Source organism: Chryseobacterium candidae (assembly GCF_004916905.1).
Classification (GTDB): domain Bacteria; phylum Bacteroidota; class Bacteroidia; order Flavobacteriales; family Weeksellaceae; genus Chryseobacterium; species Chryseobacterium candidae.
The window spans coordinates 107746-128396 of record NZ_SDLV01000058.1 but is presented as its reverse complement, the minus strand read 5'-3'; the positions used below and the strand labels follow the sequence as shown (position 1 = coordinate 128396).

Here is a 20651-nt window from a genome sequence, read left to right as displayed (position 1 = left end):
CTTACATCAGTTTTTTTATATTCAGTAATGAGTCATAGCTTTTGTGTAAGAAGTAGTATAAAACAGACTCATGGATATTAGGCTTTGAAGCAAATATTCTGTTGATAAACATATGAATATAGCTTACTACTAATGATTTTACCATTTGCTGAGACTGTAGTTCCTTTACTTCAGCAATATAACGGGCTGTTTTTTTTGATCTTATATCCAGGATCTTTGAGAACTCATCTTTACCTGCCAAAAGTTCCAGGGTTTGATGTCTGTGATCTCTGTATTTATCTTTTAATGTCTGTTTAGAATTGTCATCAAGCATACTTCCGTATCCATTGGCAAGTTGATTCAGAATGTCCCTTTTTTCTGTCATGTTATAACCGAAATCATCAAGAATACGGTTGATTCCGGCAACGGCAGCTTTCCAGATGGGAGTTTCAGTGTATTCGGCTTCTTTCAGTAACTGGCAGACGCATTCACTGTCAAAGTAAAAAATACTTTCCATCTGGTCTATTGTGGTTTCACCATATCGCTCAATCTCCCTGTTGTAGGTGTCCAGAACAATTTTATGGATAATCATTTCCTGGGTCAGATATTTGTCAAGCAACTGATAAATCTGGCTAGAAAGAATATGATCTTGTGAAATTGTCAGAAATCTTATTCTGATGTGCATGTCCGGATCACTGTAACGTATGAAGAACCATTTTTTTATAATTCCTTTTTTAGCAAGTCCATTGGCAAATTTATAGAGGGTATCTTTAATAATCTGATCCGAAACCTTTGTGCTGCAATAGATTTTGTAGAAAAGCCACTCACTTCCCGGAACAAAATTTCGGGTCACTGTATTTTTTACAGGGAAAAGGGTTAGTTTATCTTTCTTTTTGCTGCTGAAATTATTCCATGGGATAAGGAATTCATTGCTGTGATGATTTCCGTTAGCATCCTTAGTAACAGTTTTGTATTGACTGGAAAGGTTTTCCAAAACTCTTATCTGTTTTTCTTTTGATAAATGGTCAAAAAGTATTTCCAGAGAAAGAGGATTGTTTGTAAATACAGGAAGTTCCATATCTTTTTCTGTGAAAACACAGATTTCAGGAATATTTTTCTCCTTTAAATACTCTTTGAAAACCTGAATAGAAGCTTTTTTTCTATTGAAAATTTTATCATAATCCAACAACCACGATGCTCTGGACAGAATCACATTATTGATCATTATTCTGGGCAGATATTCATAATTAACAAACATACCCCAGTTCCAGTTATAGGAAGGCGTTGTGTGCTGGTACTGAAGATCACATAGAAAATGATACATCGGTACTTTATGCAGGTTATAATTATGTGCAGATGAAAGACTTGGAATAACTTCTTTATTATATTTTTTAGAACGCAGAACAATTCTGTCATTTTTCACAGAAATCATAATGTCATTCAGATAAATAGGCTCGCCATCAGTATTGTGGCGGTTGATGATTGGTATTTCATACTTTCTCAGATGAGGTCTGATCGTAATATTTCCAACCCTTGGCTGCGGATTGTGTACCACTTCAGCAATGATCTGCCCGTCAAAGAAAGATTCTTCTTCCAACAGTGCATTTTTTACTGATTCCTCCAATTGATCATCCATATGGCAAAAACGTCCCAGATAGGTAGAAGATGAAGGTCCGTCACTGTACTTATGGAAAATGACAGGTTTTCCTTCCTGGTCTTCATAGATATGGACCAGTGAAGACATTGAAAAAGGAATATTTTTATTCTCCTCTAAAAATGGAGTAATTTCTTCCTGTGTGATTTGTATTAAATCCTGATTGTCTTTTAAGGCATTAATGAGCTTTTCTCCTAAAAACTGATTCCACTTCAAAGATCCCTGGATAATGTTGGTAGTATTTTCAGATTTAAACTGAATTCCGTCTGTCAAATTAGAATTTTCATTATCAGAATGCAAAGGGTAGTTGATCCCCGACAAAGGATCAAGTGCTAATAGTATTGGAATTTCCTGCTGATCATATCTTGCGATGAATTCCTTTTTAAAATTATCCAGAGCGTCAATAGTATCTGCTGCTCCAATCTGAAAGACTGTGGAAAGTACTTTTTTAAAGTCTTTAAAAATATTTTTATCCAGTGTATTGGATGTTTTCCCTTTCAGTAAGTCTGTCTGAAGGATATTCTTTTTGTGATTTTTAATCCCGATTGAGGTTAATATCTCAGAAATCTGATCAACAGCAAGAAATGTACTATTGGTTTCGTTAGCTTTCTGTACAATTTCAAAGATGGTAATCAGGCTTTGGATCAGTTCTGCATTTTCTTTATTTTCTTCATCCGCTGGAATTTTCAAATCTTTTAAAAACTGATAGATAAAATTCTGAAAATTCTTGTCAGTAACCTTTGGTGAAAGTTCACTGACAAGAATTTTTGAATCTATCAATTCGTTGATATAGTCGAAACTGTCTTCATAAGAAATATCCTGATTAACTAATATTTCTATGATTGCTGAAAGCTTTAAACCATCCTGACAGGCTTTTATGATAGAATTCAGATATTTGTTTTTTTCGGTAGAAATAATCTCATATTTCAACCCTGAATCCTTGATAGTAGGCTCAATATAACGGTATTTATTTTTAGTGCTGTAAATGGTATTGTTGGTATAGAATTTACAAACTTTTCTCACCTGCATATTCTCTTCCAGCTTTACGGTAATGTCATGCAAAAGCTGCATATCCAGTCTTGCAAATATTTTATCCTGATCTTTATTCAGGGTAATCTGAGTGCTGTCACTCCATTCGCCCATACTTACACCGGCATTGGTCCCAAAAGGAATGGTTCTGAAATGAGTTCTCAGCCAATATTTCAACAGAGATTTTTTTATTTTATCAGCTTTTTCTTTGGACAGTTTTTTTTCGTCCCAATGAATGAGCTGCTCATATAAATCCGGTGATGATAAATAAATGGTATTACGGAAACTTTCTGTATGGATATCCTCTTCCCACTTATCTATGTTTTTCTGTGGAAGAAGGGGTGTTCTCAGCAGGTAAAAGTTAAGTTTTTCTATATCGTTGTATTTCATCCTATGTTCATTAAATAAATTTTGTCCCAATCTTTGGCTTTATCGGGATACTGATAGTCCAGCAATACCATTCCTACTCCGGAAATACCTTCAAGAAGTCCTGTATGTTCTACCCACTCGTCATTCTTGAGGTCGAAAGGAAATTTTGCTCCTTTATCCAGTTGTTGTAAGGTTAGAGACATCCAGTAATCATGAGCCTCTTTCAGCTCTTTATTTTGAAATATCCTGTAGAATTTATTGAATATGTGGGAGATGCCGGATGTTCCGTGGCATATTCCGGTGTCTATACACTCATTTTTTTGACTATAGAAAACTCCGGATCTGTCAGCTTTTACTTTTGATACATTCAAAATCATCGAATGACACATCGTTTTCAGCTCCTCATCCTGTAAAACGGTGTAAGCTTTCCAGATGCTTATTGCCACTCCTAAATCACCATAGCACCATGCAAGTCTTTCTGATAACTGTTTTTCTCCTGTGGCGATATTGAGTTTTGAAGGAAATATGAATTGGGCATCTTTGTTTTCTTCGTAAAGTTCCTTTAGAAAGTTGACACTTCCCCTGATCAGTTTTGCACATGTTTCCTTCTCGCAGCCTTGATGATAGCATTCGGCTAAAAAGGATATAATAGAAGGCTGGCCATGGGCGAGACCAAGGTCAATGATATTGTCTTCTTTTACTATATGATCAATCCAGAAAAAGGATTGGTTTCTTTCATGTTTTAAATGGTCTATGTGGGATATTATTTTTGCAACGGCATCCAGTTTTTGAATTTCAAGAAAATAGATTCCTAATCCAATCAGACCTGTGAATAAATCGTACTCTTTTTTGTCTGCAGCGGTAGAAAGCAGTTCCAGGAAAAATTCAATAGAATCTTCTTCTATGCTTTCAATGTCTTCATCCGTAATAATATTGGAATTATGCAGAAGCCTCATGAAGTAAATGATGGCTAAGCTTCCGGTAGCAAATGATGAATAAGAAGCTTCTGAGGCCATGTCAATAAGATCCTCAATTTTTTCAATCTCCACATCATTGTTGTAAAATAATGAATAGTACCCGTTTCCCAGACTGAATGTGATGTTTTCACCTTTGTCTTCATTACACTTTTCTGAAATTTGGGTTAAAAAGAAGTCGATTTTATCTTTATACATACTGGCTTAATATTTCAATAGCTGTTAAGGAATCTTTGTGTGATCTCGAGATATTATTGAACATAAATTCATTATATCCGTAGAGTTCTTTAAATTCCAGCAGTTTTTCCTGAAAGAAACTTCCGTCTCCTACAAGGCTTATGTTGCTTATATCGTTGTTGGTACTTTTTTTAGCAACGTTGATCGCCTTTTGTTTTGTTTTATGACAGCAACCTGAAAAAGTAAGGACCATTGAAGGTTCTTTTCCATGTTTTGCTTTGTATTCTGTTCTGAAATTTTGTAATTCTTCTTTCAGATACTCTTTGTTTGATTCTCCATGAAATATGGATCGTGCAAAATTAAGGTCATGCTCTAAAGCGACTTTTAAACCGGAGTGTGAAGAACCCATATACCATACATCCGGAATATTTCCTTTATAAGGAGGAATAATTAAATCTTTTTTGAGAAATTCACTTTCATCTCTTAAAAAGCTTAACGTAGATTCCAGTTTGGGAAGAAATGATGAGAAATAATTATCTTTATCTACATCCACATTAAAATATTTAAGATCATATTCACCAACGAGACCTTTAACAAACCCGAGGTCTAATCTTTTGGGATATAAACTGGATAACAGCTTATAATTGTGAGCCACTCTGAAAGGGCTTTGTAAGGGTAAAATAACTCCTGCAATTCCTATTTTTATTTTTTCTGTTAAGCCTAATAAGATGGGAATCAGCATTTCAGGAGTAGACCAGGCCATGTCGTGTGCTTTTGAAAAATAGTTTTCAGTAACCCAAAACCTTGAGAAACCGAGTTCATCCGCTCTTGTAGCATAGTCAATGATATCGTATAATGATTTCTTAGAATTGTTGAGCGAGTTTTCTCTTATGCCAAATTCTAAAAGGCCTATTTTTAATTTATTTGCCATAATAGAGCTATTAAAAGCAGCTACCCCTTACGGAGTAGCTACAGTTTTTGTAAAATGTTTCTGATTTACTAAGCAGGACAAACGCAAAGGTTAGTAGATCTGCTGCTTCCAGCAGTACATGTCCAGTGTGAACAATCAAAAACAGATGTTACTAGCTCTTTTCCAGCTTTTACTGATTTCATTTCTTCAGAGTTTAATTGAGATAACTTCTCTTTTTTAAGAGTTAACTTTTTTGTAAGCTTTTTGCTCATGGTTTAAAAAATTTTAATTTGTACCTACTCGTTAGCTTTTCGGTTTCCGCTTTATTATCAATTAAATTATATTTTTAAGAATTTGATGATTGACTTATTAAGTATGTCTGGTTTCTCAAACGGAATATAATGGGATGCATCAGGAACGATCAATAGCTGTGAATTTGGTATGGTACTATTGATTAATTTCGTGTGTTCTTCTTTGATTACGTCATTGCTCCCAGCAATAACCAAAACAGGGTTTTTAATGGTTTTCAGCTGATCTGTCTCTATATGTGGCTGCTGAACCATCAGTTTTATTAATCTTTGGTTAGGAGCATCCTTTATTTCAAGTTGCTTTTTAAACATATCCAGGGTTTTAGTTTCTATACCTTCCGGATTGAGATTAGCTCCAATAACGATCAATTTATTAACTAATTCAGGATGATTAATAGTAAATAATAAACCTGTAATTCCACCATCACTCCATCCTACAATATTGAATTTGTTAATGTTAAGTTCTTTTGTTACTGCAAGTAAGTCATCAGAAAACTTTTCATAAGTATAATCTTCCGTGGAAAGATCTGTACTTCTTCCTTGTCCTCTTGTATCTAATACAATTACTTTGAATTGTTTTGCCAAATCAGGAATCTGATTATAGAAATCTGATATACTGCCATTGTTCCCATGAAGCAGTACAAGTGGTTCTCCACTTCCATATTCTTCATAGTATATTTTAGCATTTTTGAGATCAATATACTTTCCGGATTTATTTTTTCCATACATAGTTTTCTTGGCCTGCTCTTTATTGTTATAATAATCAACAAGCGTTTGATCTTCAGTGTTATTAACTGTTTGGCTTATATTCTTCGGAGTGTTTTCATTTTTATCTTTTATATAATTAATATCAATATTAGAGATAAAACTTCCTTTACTGGCTTCCCATTTTCCCTGACTTTGATAGCGGAGCAGCAGATCATTAGATAATGTTTTTTTTGCAGAGATTCCAAATACGAAGTCTACATTATCCTGAGGTACGCTTTCAACGAGCTGTAGGGTAATTGCCACTTGATCAAGACCCGTGTAAATTAATTTATATTTTTGTAGATCAATGGTTTGCCAGCCTGTAGTGCTCGTTTTGAATATTATATTTTCATAAAGTAGAGATTGCTGTGGTAAATTATCCTTTACAGAATATATATTAAGCTTTAAAGTAATTTCCTTGAATTTAGAACTCGGAATAATAAAAAAATTATAGCTATTAAGTTTTGTCCACTTATAAATGTTGAATATTTGTCCCTGCTCTATGGTTGGAACATTTTTATCAAACATTTTAGAGAAGGTAAGCATAGGTCTTTTTGTATTGCCCAGTGCTTCATTTTTTGTTTTTTTTCCTGTTATACTAATTTCCGGAATAACATTAATCTTTTTGCCTAATTTGATATGTGCATCTGTGGTTATTTCTTGTACAGTAACTTTTTTATCGTTATAGCCATTAGATTCAAATATGATATAGTCACTTTTTTTTGCATGTTCGGGGATATCTATTGCATAGTTACCATTAACATCGGTAATTGTGCTGGTATTTAGATTCTCCAGATTTATGGAGCAGTAAGAAATAGCTTGATTGCTTTCATCGGTAACTTTCCCTGAGATTTTTTGAGAGTAAAGGTTTATACTAAGCAAAAGGACACCTAGTACCGATAGAATTTTCATGAGTTAGTTTTTTTGTAAATATATTATTTTATTTCATATTAATCACATGACAAGGAAAAAAAATAAAAAAAAATTTTACCAAATATTCTTTTTATTTATCGTATTTACTGTTTTTTTAGTTTATTTCAAAAAATACACATTAAATTTTCAGTAAAATTAAATTTCTGCAATGCTCTTGTTTTCTATATTTTTCACATGCTGGTGTGTTAAATAACTCTATTTTTTTTAAAAAAATAGAGTTATTGATTTCTGGTTGGTGAAAATTAAGCTCATTGATAAGAAGAGGAAGTTAAAATTATTGATTGGAGCTTTTAATTATACTACACAATCTTAGTGATTACTTTTTACATGATCCAATCCCAGCTCCTTCATAGAAATCTCCCGCATTTCAACCTTTCTTATTTTTCCGGAAATAGTCATGGGGAATTCATCTACAAATTTCCAGTATTTCGGTATTTTATAATGAGCAATTCTTCCTTTGCAGTATTCCTGCAGCTCTTCTGCGCTGATGGTAAATCCTTTTCTCACTTTTACCCAGGCCATCACTTCTTCCCCCAATTTTTCACTGGGAATACCAATGATCTGGACATCAAGAATGTTGGTGTAAGTATATAAAAAATCTTCAATTTCTTTAGGCGAAATGTTTTCTCCACCCCGGATGATGAGGTCTTTTATTCTTCCTGAAATGGTAATATAGCCGTCTTTGTCCATTACTGCCATATCTCCGGTATGCATCCAGCGCGCATCATCCAGTACTTTTTTTGTATTTTCGGGATCATTCCAGTATTTCAGCATGACAGAGTAGCCTCTTGTACAGAGTTCACCATGTTCTCCACGCTGAAGAGTTCTGCCATTTTCATCCACAATTTTTATCTCAAGATGATCCTGAACGGTTCCTACAGTACTGACCTGTTTTTCCAGCGGTGTTCCTATTAAAGTTTGAGTAGATACAGGTGAAGTTTCTGTCATTCCATAGCAGATACTCATTTCTTTAATATTCATAAGGCTTTCCACTTTCTTCATAATTTCCGGAGGACATACGGAACCAGCCATAACACCGGTCCTCAAACTTGAAAAATCATAGGTGTGAAAATCTTTTACGGCCAGTTCAGCAATAAACATAGTGGGTACTCCATACAAGGAAGTACATTTTTCATCCGAAACAGCTTTTAAGGTAATCTCCGGATCAAAACTATCATTGGGGATTACCATACAGGCTCCATGAGCTGTACAGCATATATTTCCGATCACCATCCCAAAACAGTGGTAAAAGGGTACAGGAATGCAGACACGGTCTTTCTCAGTATATTTTAGTCTGATCCCTATAAAATAACCGTTATTGAGAATATTATGATGGGAAAGAGTAACCCCTTTCGGAAAACCGGTCGTTCCGGAAGTATACTGGATATTAACAGGATCGTCAAACTGTACATGCTCTTCAAAACTGTGAAGCACTTCATCTGAAATTTCCTGCCCGTTATTCACAAAGTATTCCCAGTTTTCATCAAAGAATATTTCGTGCTCAAGGGTTGGACATACTTCTTTTGCATATTCAACCATCTCTTTATAATTGCTGGTTTTAAAGCTTAAAGAAGAGAAAATAAAACGGACTTCAGACTGATTGAGTACGTATGTCAGTTCATGAGTTCTGTAGGCTGGATTGATATTCACTAAAATAGTTCCTATTCTTGCCGTTGCATACTGTAAAAGTACCCATTCATAACGGTTGGAAGACCAGATTCCGATTCTGTCTCCCGCTTTTGCTCCTAAAAATAATAAAGCTTTTGCAACAGCTGTAGTCTGATTGTAAAATTCCTGATAAGTAGCTCTGTAATTCTGATGAACGCAGACTAATGCTTCCTGGTGGGGGTGTTTTTCGACAGTACTTTTAAGATTGGCTCCAATAGTCTGTCCTAATAATGAAACCTCAGAAGTTCCATATACATAAGATAAGGGCATAGTTTAAGATTTGGTGGGATAAAATTAACAATTATATCCCGAACTATGCCTATGTATACTAATTTTCCTGAGAATCTATTTCTTTAAGCTGTTTTAGATTTTTATCAAGCTTTTTAATAATAGTGCCATATACCAGTCTGTAATAAAGCCAGATCATAGAAATCGCAAGCAATGTGCTTACTGCAATTCCAACAATAATAATCGTAAGATTGGAACCACTAGGCTCTATATTCTGAGAATCTAGTATATAAAAGATAAAAGCAACCAATACAAAAGTGAATATTAACAATAATACGATGCTGATGAGAATAAAAGCATTGACTGTTGTTTTGAATTTAATAATTCGGGTGATAAGACCCTTCAGATTTTCTTCAATTTTGATTCTTCGGTAATTCTGGTAAAATTTTAATACAAAATATGCTGTGATCAATAAACTTAAGACCTTGATAGCTAAATAAGCATAACCGAAGTTGTTTTCTACTTCAGGAGCTTCCTGAGCACCTAATCTTTCAAGCATTTTGCGGAAGCTGTCTGATTCCTCTTCAGGGAAAAAGAAAAACAGTCCCAATACTGAAAAGAACAGTAATTCTACGACGCTGATCCAGAAAATATATTTTACATAGTTTCGTGACTTTCTATTCAACATCTGAAGAATCTCAGTGTTGTCATATTTATGCTGTACAGGTTGTTCCTGCCATGTTTTCTTAAAGCTATCTAAATCAAATTCAGGCATATTTTTCCATCTGTTCTTTAAGGGTTTTCTTTAATCTGTTCATTTTCACGCGTGCATTGACTTCAGTGATTCCGAGGTTTTCTGCGATGTCCTTGTAAGGCAGATCGTCAAGATACATCATGACAATGGCTCTTTCCACATTAGGAAGAGTCTTGATTACAGTATACAAAAGTGATACCTGCTGCTGTTTTTCATCATCATCTTCCACAAAATCCTTGTGGTTGACGTCCAGCTCATTCGTAGGAAGGCTTTTGCTTTTTTTTCTAAAAAGAGTAATGGCTGTATTGAGCGCTACACGATACATCCATGTGGAAATTTTAGAATTTCCTTTGAAGGAATCATAACTTCTCCAGAGCTGTAACACGATTTCCTGGAAGAGATCCTCTTCATCTTCCAGAGAATTGGTATAGAGGCGCGATACTTTAATAATCAGTCCCTGATTATCTTTGATAAGCTGCGCAAATTCTTTTTCTCTGGAATCCATAGATATATAATGGCACGAAGATAATAATAAAGTAGTAATTAGTGAAAATTATAATAAGAAATCGTAAAAAGGTTAAATAGCAGAATAGCGGATAGCTGCTCAGGTTTTAGAATATTAATTCGTATTTTCATTAAAAAAGAAAAGAAAGATATTTACCAATCAATACCATTTACAGAGAGCTAAAACCCGGTAGTCATTTCTCTATTTATCTTTTTTACCACAAAATTTATGTACCTTTGCATCCGCGAGAAAATCGGCTTGTTGATTTCCCGTTTTACGGGAGGTAGGAAAGTCCGGACACCACAGAGCAGCAAAGCGGATAACATCCGTCACCCGTGAGGGTAGGACAAGTGCAACAGAAAGCAGGTACAGTTCGGCTGTAGTGAAACCAGGTAAACTCTTTGCGGTGCAATGATAAGTATATCGGTTCTTTTCAGTAATGAAAATAGGGGCGGCTCGTCCTGAAAGCCGAGGGGTAATCAGCTCAAGTGTTGCAGCAATGTAATACGTAGATAAATAACAGGCACTTTTTCGGAAGTACAGAATCCGGCTTATAGATTTTCTCGTGATTTTTTAAAAGCTGGAAGTCAGAGGCTGGAAGAGTGAAGTTTTTTAACGTAATGATTGTAAATTTCCATCTTCAAGCCTCTAAATTTCAACCTAGTTTATTCACTTTCCAACTGTTTTTTAGATTCCTGTAATTCCTGTCTGTCTTTATCTGAAAGAGAGGGATATTTAAGATTCATTTTCTCCAAAGTATCAATAATGATCTGAATAGCGGCTACTCTTGCGAACCACTTATTGTCTGCAGGAAGCACATACCAGGGTGCGTGATCTTTGGATGTTTCGTTGATAGCGGTTTCATACGCCTCCATGTATTGTTCAAATAAGGCTCTTTCCGGAAGATCTCCAGCAGAGAATTTCCAGTTTTTTTCCTGCTCATCTATTCTGTCCAAAAGTCTTTTTTTCTGTTCATTCTTAGAAACATTTAAAAAGATCTTCACAACAGTTGTTCCGTTTTGTGAAAGATGTTTTTCAAAATTCCGGATACTTTCATACCTGTTTTCCCAGAATTTGCTGTCAAAATCTTTTACGGAAGACCATGTTTTTTCGCTCAGATTATATTCAGGATGCACCTTGCATACCAGAACGCTTTCATAATGAGAGCGGTTGAAAATTCCTATCATTCCTTTCTGTGGCAGGGCAAGGTAATGTCTCCATAAAAAATCATGAGAATATTCTTTGGAGCTTGGTGTTTTAAAACTGGTTACATTACATCCCTGAGGATTCACTCCTCCGAAAACATGCTCTATCATACTGTCTTTTCCTGCTGCATCCATAGCCTGCAATACAACCAGCAAAGACTTGCCTCCGTCAGCATATAATTTTTCCTGCAGCTCACGAAGTTTTTCTTTTTCCTGAATCAGCATTTGCTCTCCCTCTTCTTTAGTGAGCTTTCCATTATAAGACGTTGATGCTTTTTTTATCGAAAATTTTCCGTTTACCTTAAAGTTATCTGAGAAATCGGTGTCCATATTTTTTTTATTTAAAGATAAAAGTAAAAAGATAAAAGTAAAAAGATAAAAGTAAAAAGATAAAAGTGAAGATGTTATTACAATTCGATAGGGGTGAGCTTTAGCCCAGCCATTTAAAAAAGATCCGAAGGCTTCAGCCAAACCCTGAATAATATATTTGATAAACGTCAATACATTTACTGCCACCTATTACCTGTCATCTGCCACCTAATCAAACATAAATGTAATAAAAAAAACCGCCTCCATGGAGACGGTTCTTTTATTTTTTTGAGTAGAGCTTACTTCGCAGCAGCCTTTTTTGCAAGTTTTGCAGCTTTTTTCTCAGCTTTAGCAGCTTCTTTCTGCTCAGCAGGAGTTAACACTTTTGGCTCAGGAGCGTTAGCATCTACGTTACCTTTGATGTAGATTACACTTCTGTTGTTTGCAGGATCATTAGAGAAAACCTCAATCATTTTGTTGAAAGGGCCAGGAATAGCTGTATTGTATCCCACCTTAATTTTCGCAGACTTTCCGGGCATGATAGGATCCTGGCTGAATTCAGGAGTTGTACATCCACAAGAAGGCTTTACATTGGAAAGAATCAAAGGCTTATCACCAGAGTTCGTTACAGTAAAGAATCTTGTACCATCAGCATTAGGCTTAATAGTTCCGTAATCGAAAGTCGTTTTATCAAATGTAATGGTTTGTGCAGATGCCAGAGCAAAAGTCCCGAATAATGCAATTCCTGCAATTAATTTTTTCATATTCTTGAATGTTAATACGTTTGTTAGATAATTTTTGTGAAACAAAGTTAAAAATTATTTTAATTCATGCTTAAAAATTTTTTTCTTTACACTATTTTTGCAAATTGCAAGCCAAAGAAATAGAATTTATGCAGATTTCAGAAAAGTACAATCCACAGGAAACAGAACAAAAATGGTACAATTACTGGTTGGAAAACAAATTTTTCCACTCAGAACCTAATGACAAACCACCATATACCATAGTGATTCCTCCTCCAAACGTAACGGGGATACTACACATGGGACATATGTTGAACAATACCATTCAGGATGTTCTGGTCCGTCGTGCAAGAATGCGCGGTTTTAATGCTTGTTGGATACCGGGAACAGATCACGCTTCAATTGCTACTGAAGCCAAAGTTGTTGCTAAACTGAAGTCTGAAGGAGTCAGTAAGTCAGATATTACCCGTGAGGAGTTTTTAACCCACGCATGGGACTGGACCAATAAATATGGAGGAACTATCCTTGAGCAGCTGAAAAAGCTGGGATGTTCATGTGATTGGGACAGAACCAGATTCACTATGGAAGACAAACTTTCCCAGCAGGTTATCAAAAGTTTTGTAGATCTTTATAATAAAGGACTCATCTACAGAGGGTACAGAATGGTCAACTGGGATCCGGAAGCGAAAACCAATATCTCTGACGAAGAAGTAATATTTAAAGAACAAAACGGAAAATTATATTTCCTTAAATATAAAATCGAAGGATCTGAAGAATTTCTTTCGGTGGCTACTACGCGTCCTGAAACTATTTTTGGGGATACAGCGGTATGTATCAATCCGAATGATGAAAGATATGCTCACCTGAAAGGTAAAAATGTAATCGTACCCATCGTTGACAGAGTAATCCCAATCATTGAAGATGAATATGTGGATATTGAATTCGGAACAGGAGCTTTGAAAATTACTCCTGCTCACGATATTAATGACTACGAAATCGGACAGAAACATCAATTAAAAATGATTGATGCGCTGGATGATGACGGAAACCTTAACGAGCATGGTCTACATTATGCAGGAAAAAACAGATTTGATGTAAGAAAACAAATCGCTAAAGAACTTGAAGAAAAAGATCTTTTACTGAAAGCTGAAGACTATGTCAATAAAGTAGGAACTTCTGAGAGAACAGGTGCTGTTATTGAACCTAAAGTTTCAGTACAGTGGTTCCTTAAAATGTCTGAAATTGCTAAGCCTGCTCTGGATGTAGTAATGGATGATGAGGTTAAGTTTTATCCTGAAAAGTTTAAAAATACCTATAAGCACTGGATGGAAAACATCCGTGACTGGAATATTTCCCGTCAGCTTTGGTGGGGACAGCAGATTCCTGCTTATTACTATGGGGAAGGAGAAAATGATTTTGTAGTTGCTGAAGATAAGCATCAGGCTCTTGTAGTATTAGAAGAACAAAAAGGAATTATTGCTAATCTTGAAGATTTAAGACAAGATGACGATGCATTAGACACATGGTTCTCCTCATGGCTGTGGCCAATGTCTGTATTTGAGGGATTACTTGATCCTGAAAATAAAGATATCAACTATTATTATCCAACCTCTGATTTGGTAACAGGTCCGGATATTATTTTCTTCTGGGTAGCCAGAATGATCATGGCCGGGTTGGAATACAGAAAAGAAGTTCCGTTCAAGAATGTTTATTTTACAGGAATTGTAAGAGATAAGCAGAGAAGAAAGATGTCTAAATCTCTAGGAAACTCTCCTGATCCTATTGAATTAATGGAAAAATATGGAGCTGATGGAGTACGTGTAGGAATTCTATTGAGTTCTGCGGCTGGAAATGACCTTCTTTTTGATGAAGATCTGATGCTTCAGGGAAGAAACTTCATGACGAAGATCTGGAATGCATTCCGTCTGATCAATATGTGGAATCATGAAGATAAGCCGGCTGTTGCTACAGATAACCAAGCTATTGAGTGGTTTGAAAATAAACTGAACAAAACAATCGTTGAAATTAATGATCAGTTCGAGAAATTCAGAATTTCTGATGCATTGCATTTGATCTATAAATTAATTTGGGATGATTTTTGCGGTTGGTATCTTGAAGCGATCAAACCTAACTATGGAGAAGGAATCTCTAAAGAAGTGTATAACAAAACAATATATTTCTTTGAAGAGCTGATGAAGTTACTTCATCCGTTCATGCCTTTCCTGACAGAAGAACTATGGCAGACTATCTCAGATAGAAGTATTGATGAGGCTTTAGTAATCGCTCAACAGAAAGAAGCAGGAGCGTTTGATGAGACAATTATTAAAAACTTTGAAACGGCAGCAGAGTTGATTTCAGGAGTTAGAAATTACCGTCAGACAAAAGGAATATCACCAAGAGAAGCGGTTGAGGTTTATACCAATGCATCTGAATTTGCCAATGAAGCTGTAGTAAGAAAGCTTGCTAATGTTTCTGATATCCATTTTGGACAGAAAACTGATAAGCCGAGTTTTACCTTCCTGGTAGGAGCAACTGAAGTTTCTATTCCATTAAGTGAAAACTTAGATTTGGCAGAAGAAAAAACTAAAACTGAAGAAGAATTGAAATATTTAAAAGGATTCTTGATTTCAGTAGATAAAAAACTTTCCAATGAGAAGTTTGTTGCCAATGCTAAGCCGGAAATTGTTGAGGTAGAGCGTAAGAAACAAAAAGATGCTCAGGATAAGATTGCGATCCTTGAAGAGAAACTGAAAAGTTTGTAAAGTATAGACAATAAATTTTGTCAAACCTCAGGCTGGATACACATGTATAATTGTATCCAGCCTGATGGTTTAAAGAATAAATACAATGACACATATAGAAAACATACAAAAACTATTCTCGAAAGACTTTGTAGAAAGTCCTTTGCTTGAAAGTTTTGAAGTAGGAAAGATTTATCTTTCAAGCGGGAAACTGGTTGCCTGTGATCCTTTGATTACTAATGATATGCTTCCTTTCACTACAGAATTTCCGAAAGGAGATTTCGCAGTAATGCTTCACAAAGAAAGAGATAGCAACTGTGTTGCCTATGCCGAAATTATATTCAATAATTCTGAAATTAAAGAATGGCAAATGGCTACCACAGCAGGACAGAAAATAAAAGATCTTGAGGAAGGAGAGGTTTTCGGATATCCTGTAGAAAGTGGGATGGGATGCCTGATGGATGTTGATACCCAAAACAGTCTTAACGAACTGGAGCAAAGATTATATCAAAATAAAGGAGGTGATTTTATGGGAATCTATGAAGAATTCTTCCATGACTATTTCTTTGATGAAAACGGAGCAATAGATCAATACGCCTTTCTTAAACCGGCAAAAGAACATCCCGGAACTATATTTGCTTTTGAAACCGGATATGGAGAAGGATTTTATGCCAGCTATATAGCCTACAACAAAGATCAACAGCCAGTGAAAATAATTACTGAATTTATAGAAATAAGTTAATTTTAAATTAGTTATTTTTGAGACACAATTTTTGTCAGTTATAAATTTTAAAGCTAATACAAAACACAATGAATTTCTCATCAGAACAACCCCGTATTATTGTTGTGGGCAGCTCATCGATAGATTTGGTTCTTGAAACCGAAAAACTCCCTTTGCCTAATGAAACGGTTTTAGCCGTCAAGTCAGATAGTTATTTTGGGGGGAAGGGAGCCAATCAATCAGTAGGTACAGCCAGACTGGGAGCAAGTGTATATTTTATCGGATGCGTCGGGATGGATCCTCTTGGGCAGCAGATTATGAGAAATCTGGTAAGCGAAAATGTGAATGTAGGATTTGTTCATGAAACAGATAAAGAAGCTACAGGAACAGCTTATGTAACAACTTCTCACGGAAACGCAGCGATTGTTGTAGTACCTGCCGCCAATAAACACCTTAGCAAATCCCATGTAGACGAAGCAGACAAGTATTTTCATACCACAGACCTTGTATTGGTACAGCTTGAAGTTTCTATGGATGTTGTAGAGCATACCATTAGAAAAGCTAAGAAATACGGAAAAAAAGTAGGGTTGTATGCTTCTCCTGCAATGAGAGTCAGTGAAGAAATTCTAGAAATGGTAGACTTTATTGTGGCAAAAAGTAATGAATTATATGTTATTTTCGGGGAAGAAAAAAGGGAAGAGGTTCTTAAAAAATATTTCAATAAAGTTTTTGTAAGAGATGATACCAATTCCACCATTTATTTTGATGGTACAGAAATGAAATATTACAGAAACGATAAAGATGAAAAAGTATATAAAATGGGGATGGGGGATGCATTTACATCAGGATTTGCCATTGCATTATGCCATGGGAATTCCATTGAAGAATGTGTGAAATTCGGGAATGAAGTTTCATCAAGGGTTTCCGGAGGCAAAGGCTCTCAGACAGGACTTCCGAGAATATCAGATTTCTTTTCTTAAAGCTATTTACGGCATATCAAAAGTCTGAAACTTAACATAAAAATATAAGTAAAATGTCCACTTTTATAGTGGATTTTTTCTTTTTATAGTATGGAAAAACTAATATTAACCACAGAAGACCATGTCTCGCTGACTGGCCATTTATTTAAACCGGAAAAAGATAATGGGAAATTACTCCTGATCAACTCAGCAACAGGAGTAAAACAGCAGGTCTACTTTTCTTTTGCCAGCTACTTCTGTGAAAAGGGATTTACCGTTGTTACCTATGATTACAGAGGAATAGGGCTTTCAAAACCGGAAAATATGAGAGGATTTCATGGCTCTATGAGGCTTTGGGGCTCAAAAGATTATAAAGCGGTAACTCAATATATCAAGTCAGAATTTAAAGAATATAAAAAGTACTGTTTGGGCCATTCTGTAGGCGCGTTGATTCTGGGAATGAATGCAGATTCCAAAATCTTTGAAGAATTTGTTTTTGTGGGTACGCAAAATGCCTTTGTAGGAAACCTTAAAGGGAGAACAAAAGTTGAAGCGTATTTAGGCTTTGGAATTGCCCAGCCATTAACAACTTCATTGTTAGGATATTTCCCCGCACATTGGTTTGGACTGGGAGAAAGTCTTCCAAAAAATTGCGCATATGACTGGAGAACCTTAATTTTAAACAAGAAATCAACCAATAAGCTGTTGGAAAAAATTGATGACTTTTCTAAAAATCTGACCCAGAAAGTATTTGTAATCCGGGCTGAAGATGATATATGGCTTACAGAAAAAGGAGTATTAAGTTTATTAAATAATACCTATTCAAATCTCAAACCTACATACAGATTGGTCGCTGCTTCAGAATCTGATCAGAATGAAATAGGACATATCAATTTTTTTAGAAGTTACAACAGCAAACTATGGGATATTATTTTAAATGAACTGATAGATAAATGAAAAGTACGATTGACAACACAGTAGCATTTGTAAAAGAAAAATTAGAAGGAGCAGAAGCAGGACATGACTGGTTCCATATTGAAAGAGTCTGGAAACTGGCCGCTCAGATAGCAGAAACAGAAGATTGTGACAAAGAAGTAGTAGAATTGTCTGCACTTCTTCACGATATTGCCGATCCTAAATTTCATAACGGTGATGAAACCATTGCTCCCAAAATATCCAGAGCATTTCTTGAAGAACAGAATGTTTCTGAACAAACCATTCAGAAGGTGTTGTTTGTGATTGAAAATATTTCGTTTAAAAACAGAGATCAGGCACCCGAAAATCCACCTGTTGAACTTCAGATTGTACAGGATGCAGACCGTATTGATGCCATAGGAGCTATTGGAATTGCAAGAACATTCAATTTTGGAGGTTTTAAAAATAACCTGATGTATCATCCGGATATAAAACCCAAACTGGGAATGTCAAAAGAAGAATATAAAAAGTCTGATGGAACCACTATTAATCATTTCTATGAAAAGTTACTGCTTTTGAAAGATATGATGAATACTGAAAAAGGAAAAGAAATGGCCGAAGAAAGACATCATTATATGTTGAATTTCCTCGACCAGTTTTATAAAGAATGGAATGTAGACTAGAAAATATGATGAGAATGAATTAATTTTGCCTCTGCTTGGCAAAAAAGGAAGTATCCGAACAAATATTGTATATGACATAATTTGTTTGGATATTTTTTATGTACAGATATACTTTATGAGTTCAAAGGGAAATAAAGGGGTAAAACTATTTTTTATGTTGGGTTAAAATTAAAAAATTGGCCTCAGATATAGATAAAATAGAGATAAGAAGTATCTTTGTAAAATATGACACTCATTATTTTTATCATATTTCTGGCTTGTGTCCTTTCATTGGTCCTGTTTAAGGTTAAATCAGGAAGCATAGCAAGATGGGCAAAACTGTTTCGTATTGTAACGGTGGTTTTTTCAATTTCTGTTTTTACATATTGGTTTATCAAGAAAAGCGCTGTGGCATTTGTGGATAATTCTGTGGGGCTTCAGGTGGTTAATAAACTTCCGCAGGCATTGGACTTTTATTTAATCAAGGTAAATAAAACAGATCAGAATACAGTTCTTGAACCTAAACATATCGGAAAAATACGTCCGGAGTATTACAGAATAGAATATCTCAAAATGGATAAGTCTGATGAATATTGGATAGTAGGTTATCTTGGGAAGAAAAACCTCGTATATTTTTCTCAACATTCTGTACCCAATAAGAATATTGACCAGATTGTAGAAGTACAGAACTATATCAATCAAAGTATGAAACTTTCTGAGGCGGCAAAAAAGCAGGTAGATGGTTATAATTATGAGAATACAAAACTGGGAATCTGGATTACACTGGATTTTCTGCTTCTATTTCTCAATCTTGTATTGCTTCTTAGAAAAAATAAACAGAAAAGGTTATGAGTTTTCAATACTCATTAACTTTTCTGTTTCTGTTAAGGATAATCCAGAATCTGCATAATCTGTTCCTTAAATTCTTCAGGACAGGCTTTAATAAGTTTATCCTTATTTTGTTTACTGATTTCTTTGGGTTTAAGCCATTCGCTCTTATTGGAATTCAAACTGTGGTTGTCATACACTCTTTTTATGGTATGATTTTCATAAAAAATATATTCATCACCAAGCCAGTTGGTAGCAATACTGATTGTGCAAATTTCCTTTTCCATGATTTATGTTTTAAAGCATAATGTTTAGTGAAATACATTATATTCTAATATACGAATTTTTCTTGATGAAAAGGAAGTAAACGGCTGTTTTTAAAATATATCGAAATTATTCTATTTATACTCTATATCATTAAAAAAGTGTCCCGGTAGTCTCCGTAGCCATCTGCGGAATATGAATATTCGTTTTCCATTCCTCATTCACTTTCCTGATGAAATAAGCAGACAATAAAGGAGATGCTTTTTCAATATTCTGGTGTACAAAGAAATAAAGATTCTGAAGACCTTCTTTTTTCCATTGGGTAAGATGTTTCAGCCAGTCATCCAGTCTTTCGTAGTCACTTTCTGCGTTGGCTCCTACATAACGGATAAATGCATTGGGTGTGGTAAGGCGCATATGAAGCATATCTCTTCTTCCGGCAGTATCTACAATAATATTGGTGATATTATGAGCTTCAAAAAGATCACAGGTTGTATTCAGGATTTCCTCATTGGTGAACCATTCCGTATTCCGGAGTTCTATGGCTAACGGGACTTCTTTAGGCCATTCTTTTACAAACTTTTCCAGTCTGTCATAATCTTTAGGTTTAAAATTATCGTGAAGCTGAAGGAAAGCCATCCCTAGTTTCTCATCAAAATTGATAATAGCGGAAGCAAAATGAGTTACAGGATCGGTAACATCAATCAGCCTTCTGAAATGGGAAACGGTATTGGTGATTTTAGGGAAAAATTTAAAATTTTCCGGCGTTTTTTCTTTCCAGGTTTTCACCTGATCCGGAGTGGGCATTCCATAGAAAGTAGCATTCAGCTCAATAGAATTAAACTGAGTGGCGTAATAGGTCAGTTCATCCTTAGTTCCTTTAGGATAGAATCCTTTAAGATCTGTTTTATTCCATTTCGCACATCCGATAGAAATGTTTTCCAGTCCTTTTTTATTAAGAGCCAGTATTTCCTTGGTTCTGGGATGGTCTTTAGGTAGTGTGAAATCTATTTTCGATGGATCTTCTACTTGTCCGAATTTCATATCTGTAGTTTTGGTATTAAACAAT

Annotated in this window: 18 protein-coding genes and 1 other RNA gene; 7 read left to right on the top strand and 12 right to left on the bottom strand. The window is 35.2% G+C overall.

What is annotated here, in order from left to right; translation table 11 throughout:
* Position 1: 1 nt before the first annotated feature.
* The 8 genes from EK417_RS20390 to EK417_RS20355 form a co-directional block, all read right to left on the bottom strand.
* Positions 2-3052: a lantibiotic dehydratase gene (locus EK417_RS20390; RefSeq protein WP_136523196.1), complete on the bottom strand. Its 3051-nt coding sequence runs from the start codon at positions 3050-3052 to the stop codon at positions 2-4.
* Complete coding sequence (locus EK417_RS20385) at positions 3049-4203, bottom strand: lanthionine synthetase LanC family protein (protein ID WP_136523195.1); 1155 nt, start codon at positions 4201-4203, stop codon at positions 3049-3051. The genes EK417_RS20390 and EK417_RS20385 overlap by 4 nt, the downstream gene beginning before the upstream one ends.
* Positions 4196-5113 carry an LLM class flavin-dependent oxidoreductase gene (locus EK417_RS20380; RefSeq protein ID WP_136523194.1) on the bottom strand — a complete coding sequence of 306 codons (918 nt, stop codon included), beginning with the start codon at positions 5111-5113 and terminating at the stop codon, positions 4196-4198. Before EK417_RS20380 ends, EK417_RS20385 begins: the two co-directional genes overlap by 8 nt.
* A gap of 68 nt (positions 5114-5181) precedes the next feature.
* Complete coding sequence (locus EK417_RS20375) at positions 5182-5364, bottom strand: class I lanthipeptide (RefSeq protein ID WP_076596309.1); 183 nt, start codon at positions 5362-5364, stop codon at positions 5182-5184.
* A gap of 66 nt (positions 5365-5430) precedes the next feature.
* Positions 5431-7059, bottom strand: coding sequence for an alpha/beta fold hydrolase (locus EK417_RS20370; RefSeq protein ID WP_136523193.1), 1629 nt, complete (start codon positions 7057-7059; stop codon positions 5431-5433).
* A 330-nt stretch (positions 7060-7389) separates the two neighbouring features.
* Positions 7390-9018: an AMP-binding protein gene (locus tag EK417_RS20365; RefSeq protein ID WP_136523192.1), complete on the bottom strand. Its 1629-nt coding sequence runs from the start codon at positions 9016-9018 to the stop codon at positions 7390-7392.
* A 58-nt stretch (positions 9019-9076) separates the two neighbouring features.
* Positions 9077-9751, bottom strand: a complete 675-nt coding sequence (locus tag EK417_RS20360) for a DUF8845 family protein (RefSeq protein WP_110367124.1) — start codon at positions 9749-9751, stop codon at positions 9077-9079.
* Entirely contained in the window at positions 9744-10235 is a 492-nt protein-coding gene (locus tag EK417_RS20355) for an RNA polymerase sigma factor (RefSeq protein WP_047378820.1), read from the bottom strand. The genes EK417_RS20360 and EK417_RS20355 overlap by 8 nt, the downstream gene beginning before the upstream one ends.
* Positions 10236-10480: 245 nt before the next feature.
* Between EK417_RS20355 and rnpB the strand changes: the two genes are divergently transcribed.
* Positions 10481-10805: RNase P RNA component class A (gene rnpB / locus EK417_RS20350), an RNA gene on the top strand.
* Between the two features lie 95 nt (positions 10806-10900).
* Here rnpB and EK417_RS20345 read toward each other — a convergent pair.
* Together EK417_RS20345 and EK417_RS20340 are read right to left on the bottom strand one after the other, a co-directional pair.
* Positions 10901-11770: a polyphosphate kinase 2 family protein gene (locus tag EK417_RS20345; RefSeq protein WP_136523191.1), complete on the bottom strand. Its 870-nt coding sequence runs from the start codon at positions 11768-11770 to the stop codon at positions 10901-10903.
* A 278-nt stretch (positions 11771-12048) separates the two neighbouring features.
* On the bottom strand, positions 12049-12513 hold the full coding sequence (locus EK417_RS20340; protein ID WP_002977002.1) for a DUF1573 domain-containing protein: 465 nt from the start codon (positions 12511-12513) through the stop codon (positions 12049-12051).
* 128 nt (positions 12514-12641) lie between these two features.
* Here EK417_RS20340 and EK417_RS20335 point away from each other — a divergent pair, with 128 nt between their 5' ends.
* From EK417_RS20335 to EK417_RS20310, 6 genes are all read left to right on the top strand, one after another.
* Complete coding sequence (locus tag EK417_RS20335) at positions 12642-15254, top strand: valine--tRNA ligase (protein ID WP_136523190.1); 2613 nt, start codon at positions 12642-12644, stop codon at positions 15252-15254.
* 85 nt (positions 15255-15339) lie between these two features.
* On the top strand, positions 15340-15975 hold the full coding sequence (locus EK417_RS20330) for a DUF4241 domain-containing protein (RefSeq protein ID WP_136523189.1): 636 nt from the start codon (positions 15340-15342) through the stop codon (positions 15973-15975).
* 68 nt (positions 15976-16043) lie between these two features.
* Entirely contained in the window at positions 16044-16934 is an 891-nt protein-coding gene (locus EK417_RS20325) for a ribokinase (RefSeq protein ID WP_076596302.1), read from the top strand.
* Positions 16935-17024: 90 nt separating this feature from the next.
* A complete protein-coding gene (locus EK417_RS20320; protein ID WP_110367128.1) occupies positions 17025-17870 on the top strand; it encodes an alpha/beta hydrolase family protein in 846 nt (281 codons plus the stop codon).
* Positions 17867-18511: an HD domain-containing protein gene (locus EK417_RS20315; RefSeq protein ID WP_076596300.1), complete on the top strand. Its 645-nt coding sequence runs from the start codon at positions 17867-17869 to the stop codon at positions 18509-18511. Before EK417_RS20320 ends, EK417_RS20315 begins: the two co-directional genes overlap by 4 nt.
* Positions 18512-18736: 225 nt before the next feature.
* The gene (locus tag EK417_RS20310) at positions 18737-19342 is read left to right on the top strand and encodes a hypothetical protein (RefSeq protein WP_136523188.1); all 606 of its coding nucleotides are present in this window, start codon (positions 18737-18739) and stop codon (positions 19340-19342) included.
* Between the two features lie 32 nt (positions 19343-19374).
* On the opposite strand, the gene EK417_RS20305 is transcribed toward EK417_RS20310, so the two are convergent.
* Entirely contained in the window at positions 19375-19605 is a 231-nt protein-coding gene (locus EK417_RS20305; protein ID WP_076596298.1) for a hypothetical protein, read from the bottom strand.
* 130 nt (positions 19606-19735) lie between these two features.
* Entirely contained in the window at positions 19736-20626 is an 891-nt protein-coding gene (locus EK417_RS20300; protein ID WP_076596403.1) for a DUF72 domain-containing protein, read from the bottom strand.
* Between the last annotated feature and the right edge of the window lie 25 nt (positions 20627-20651).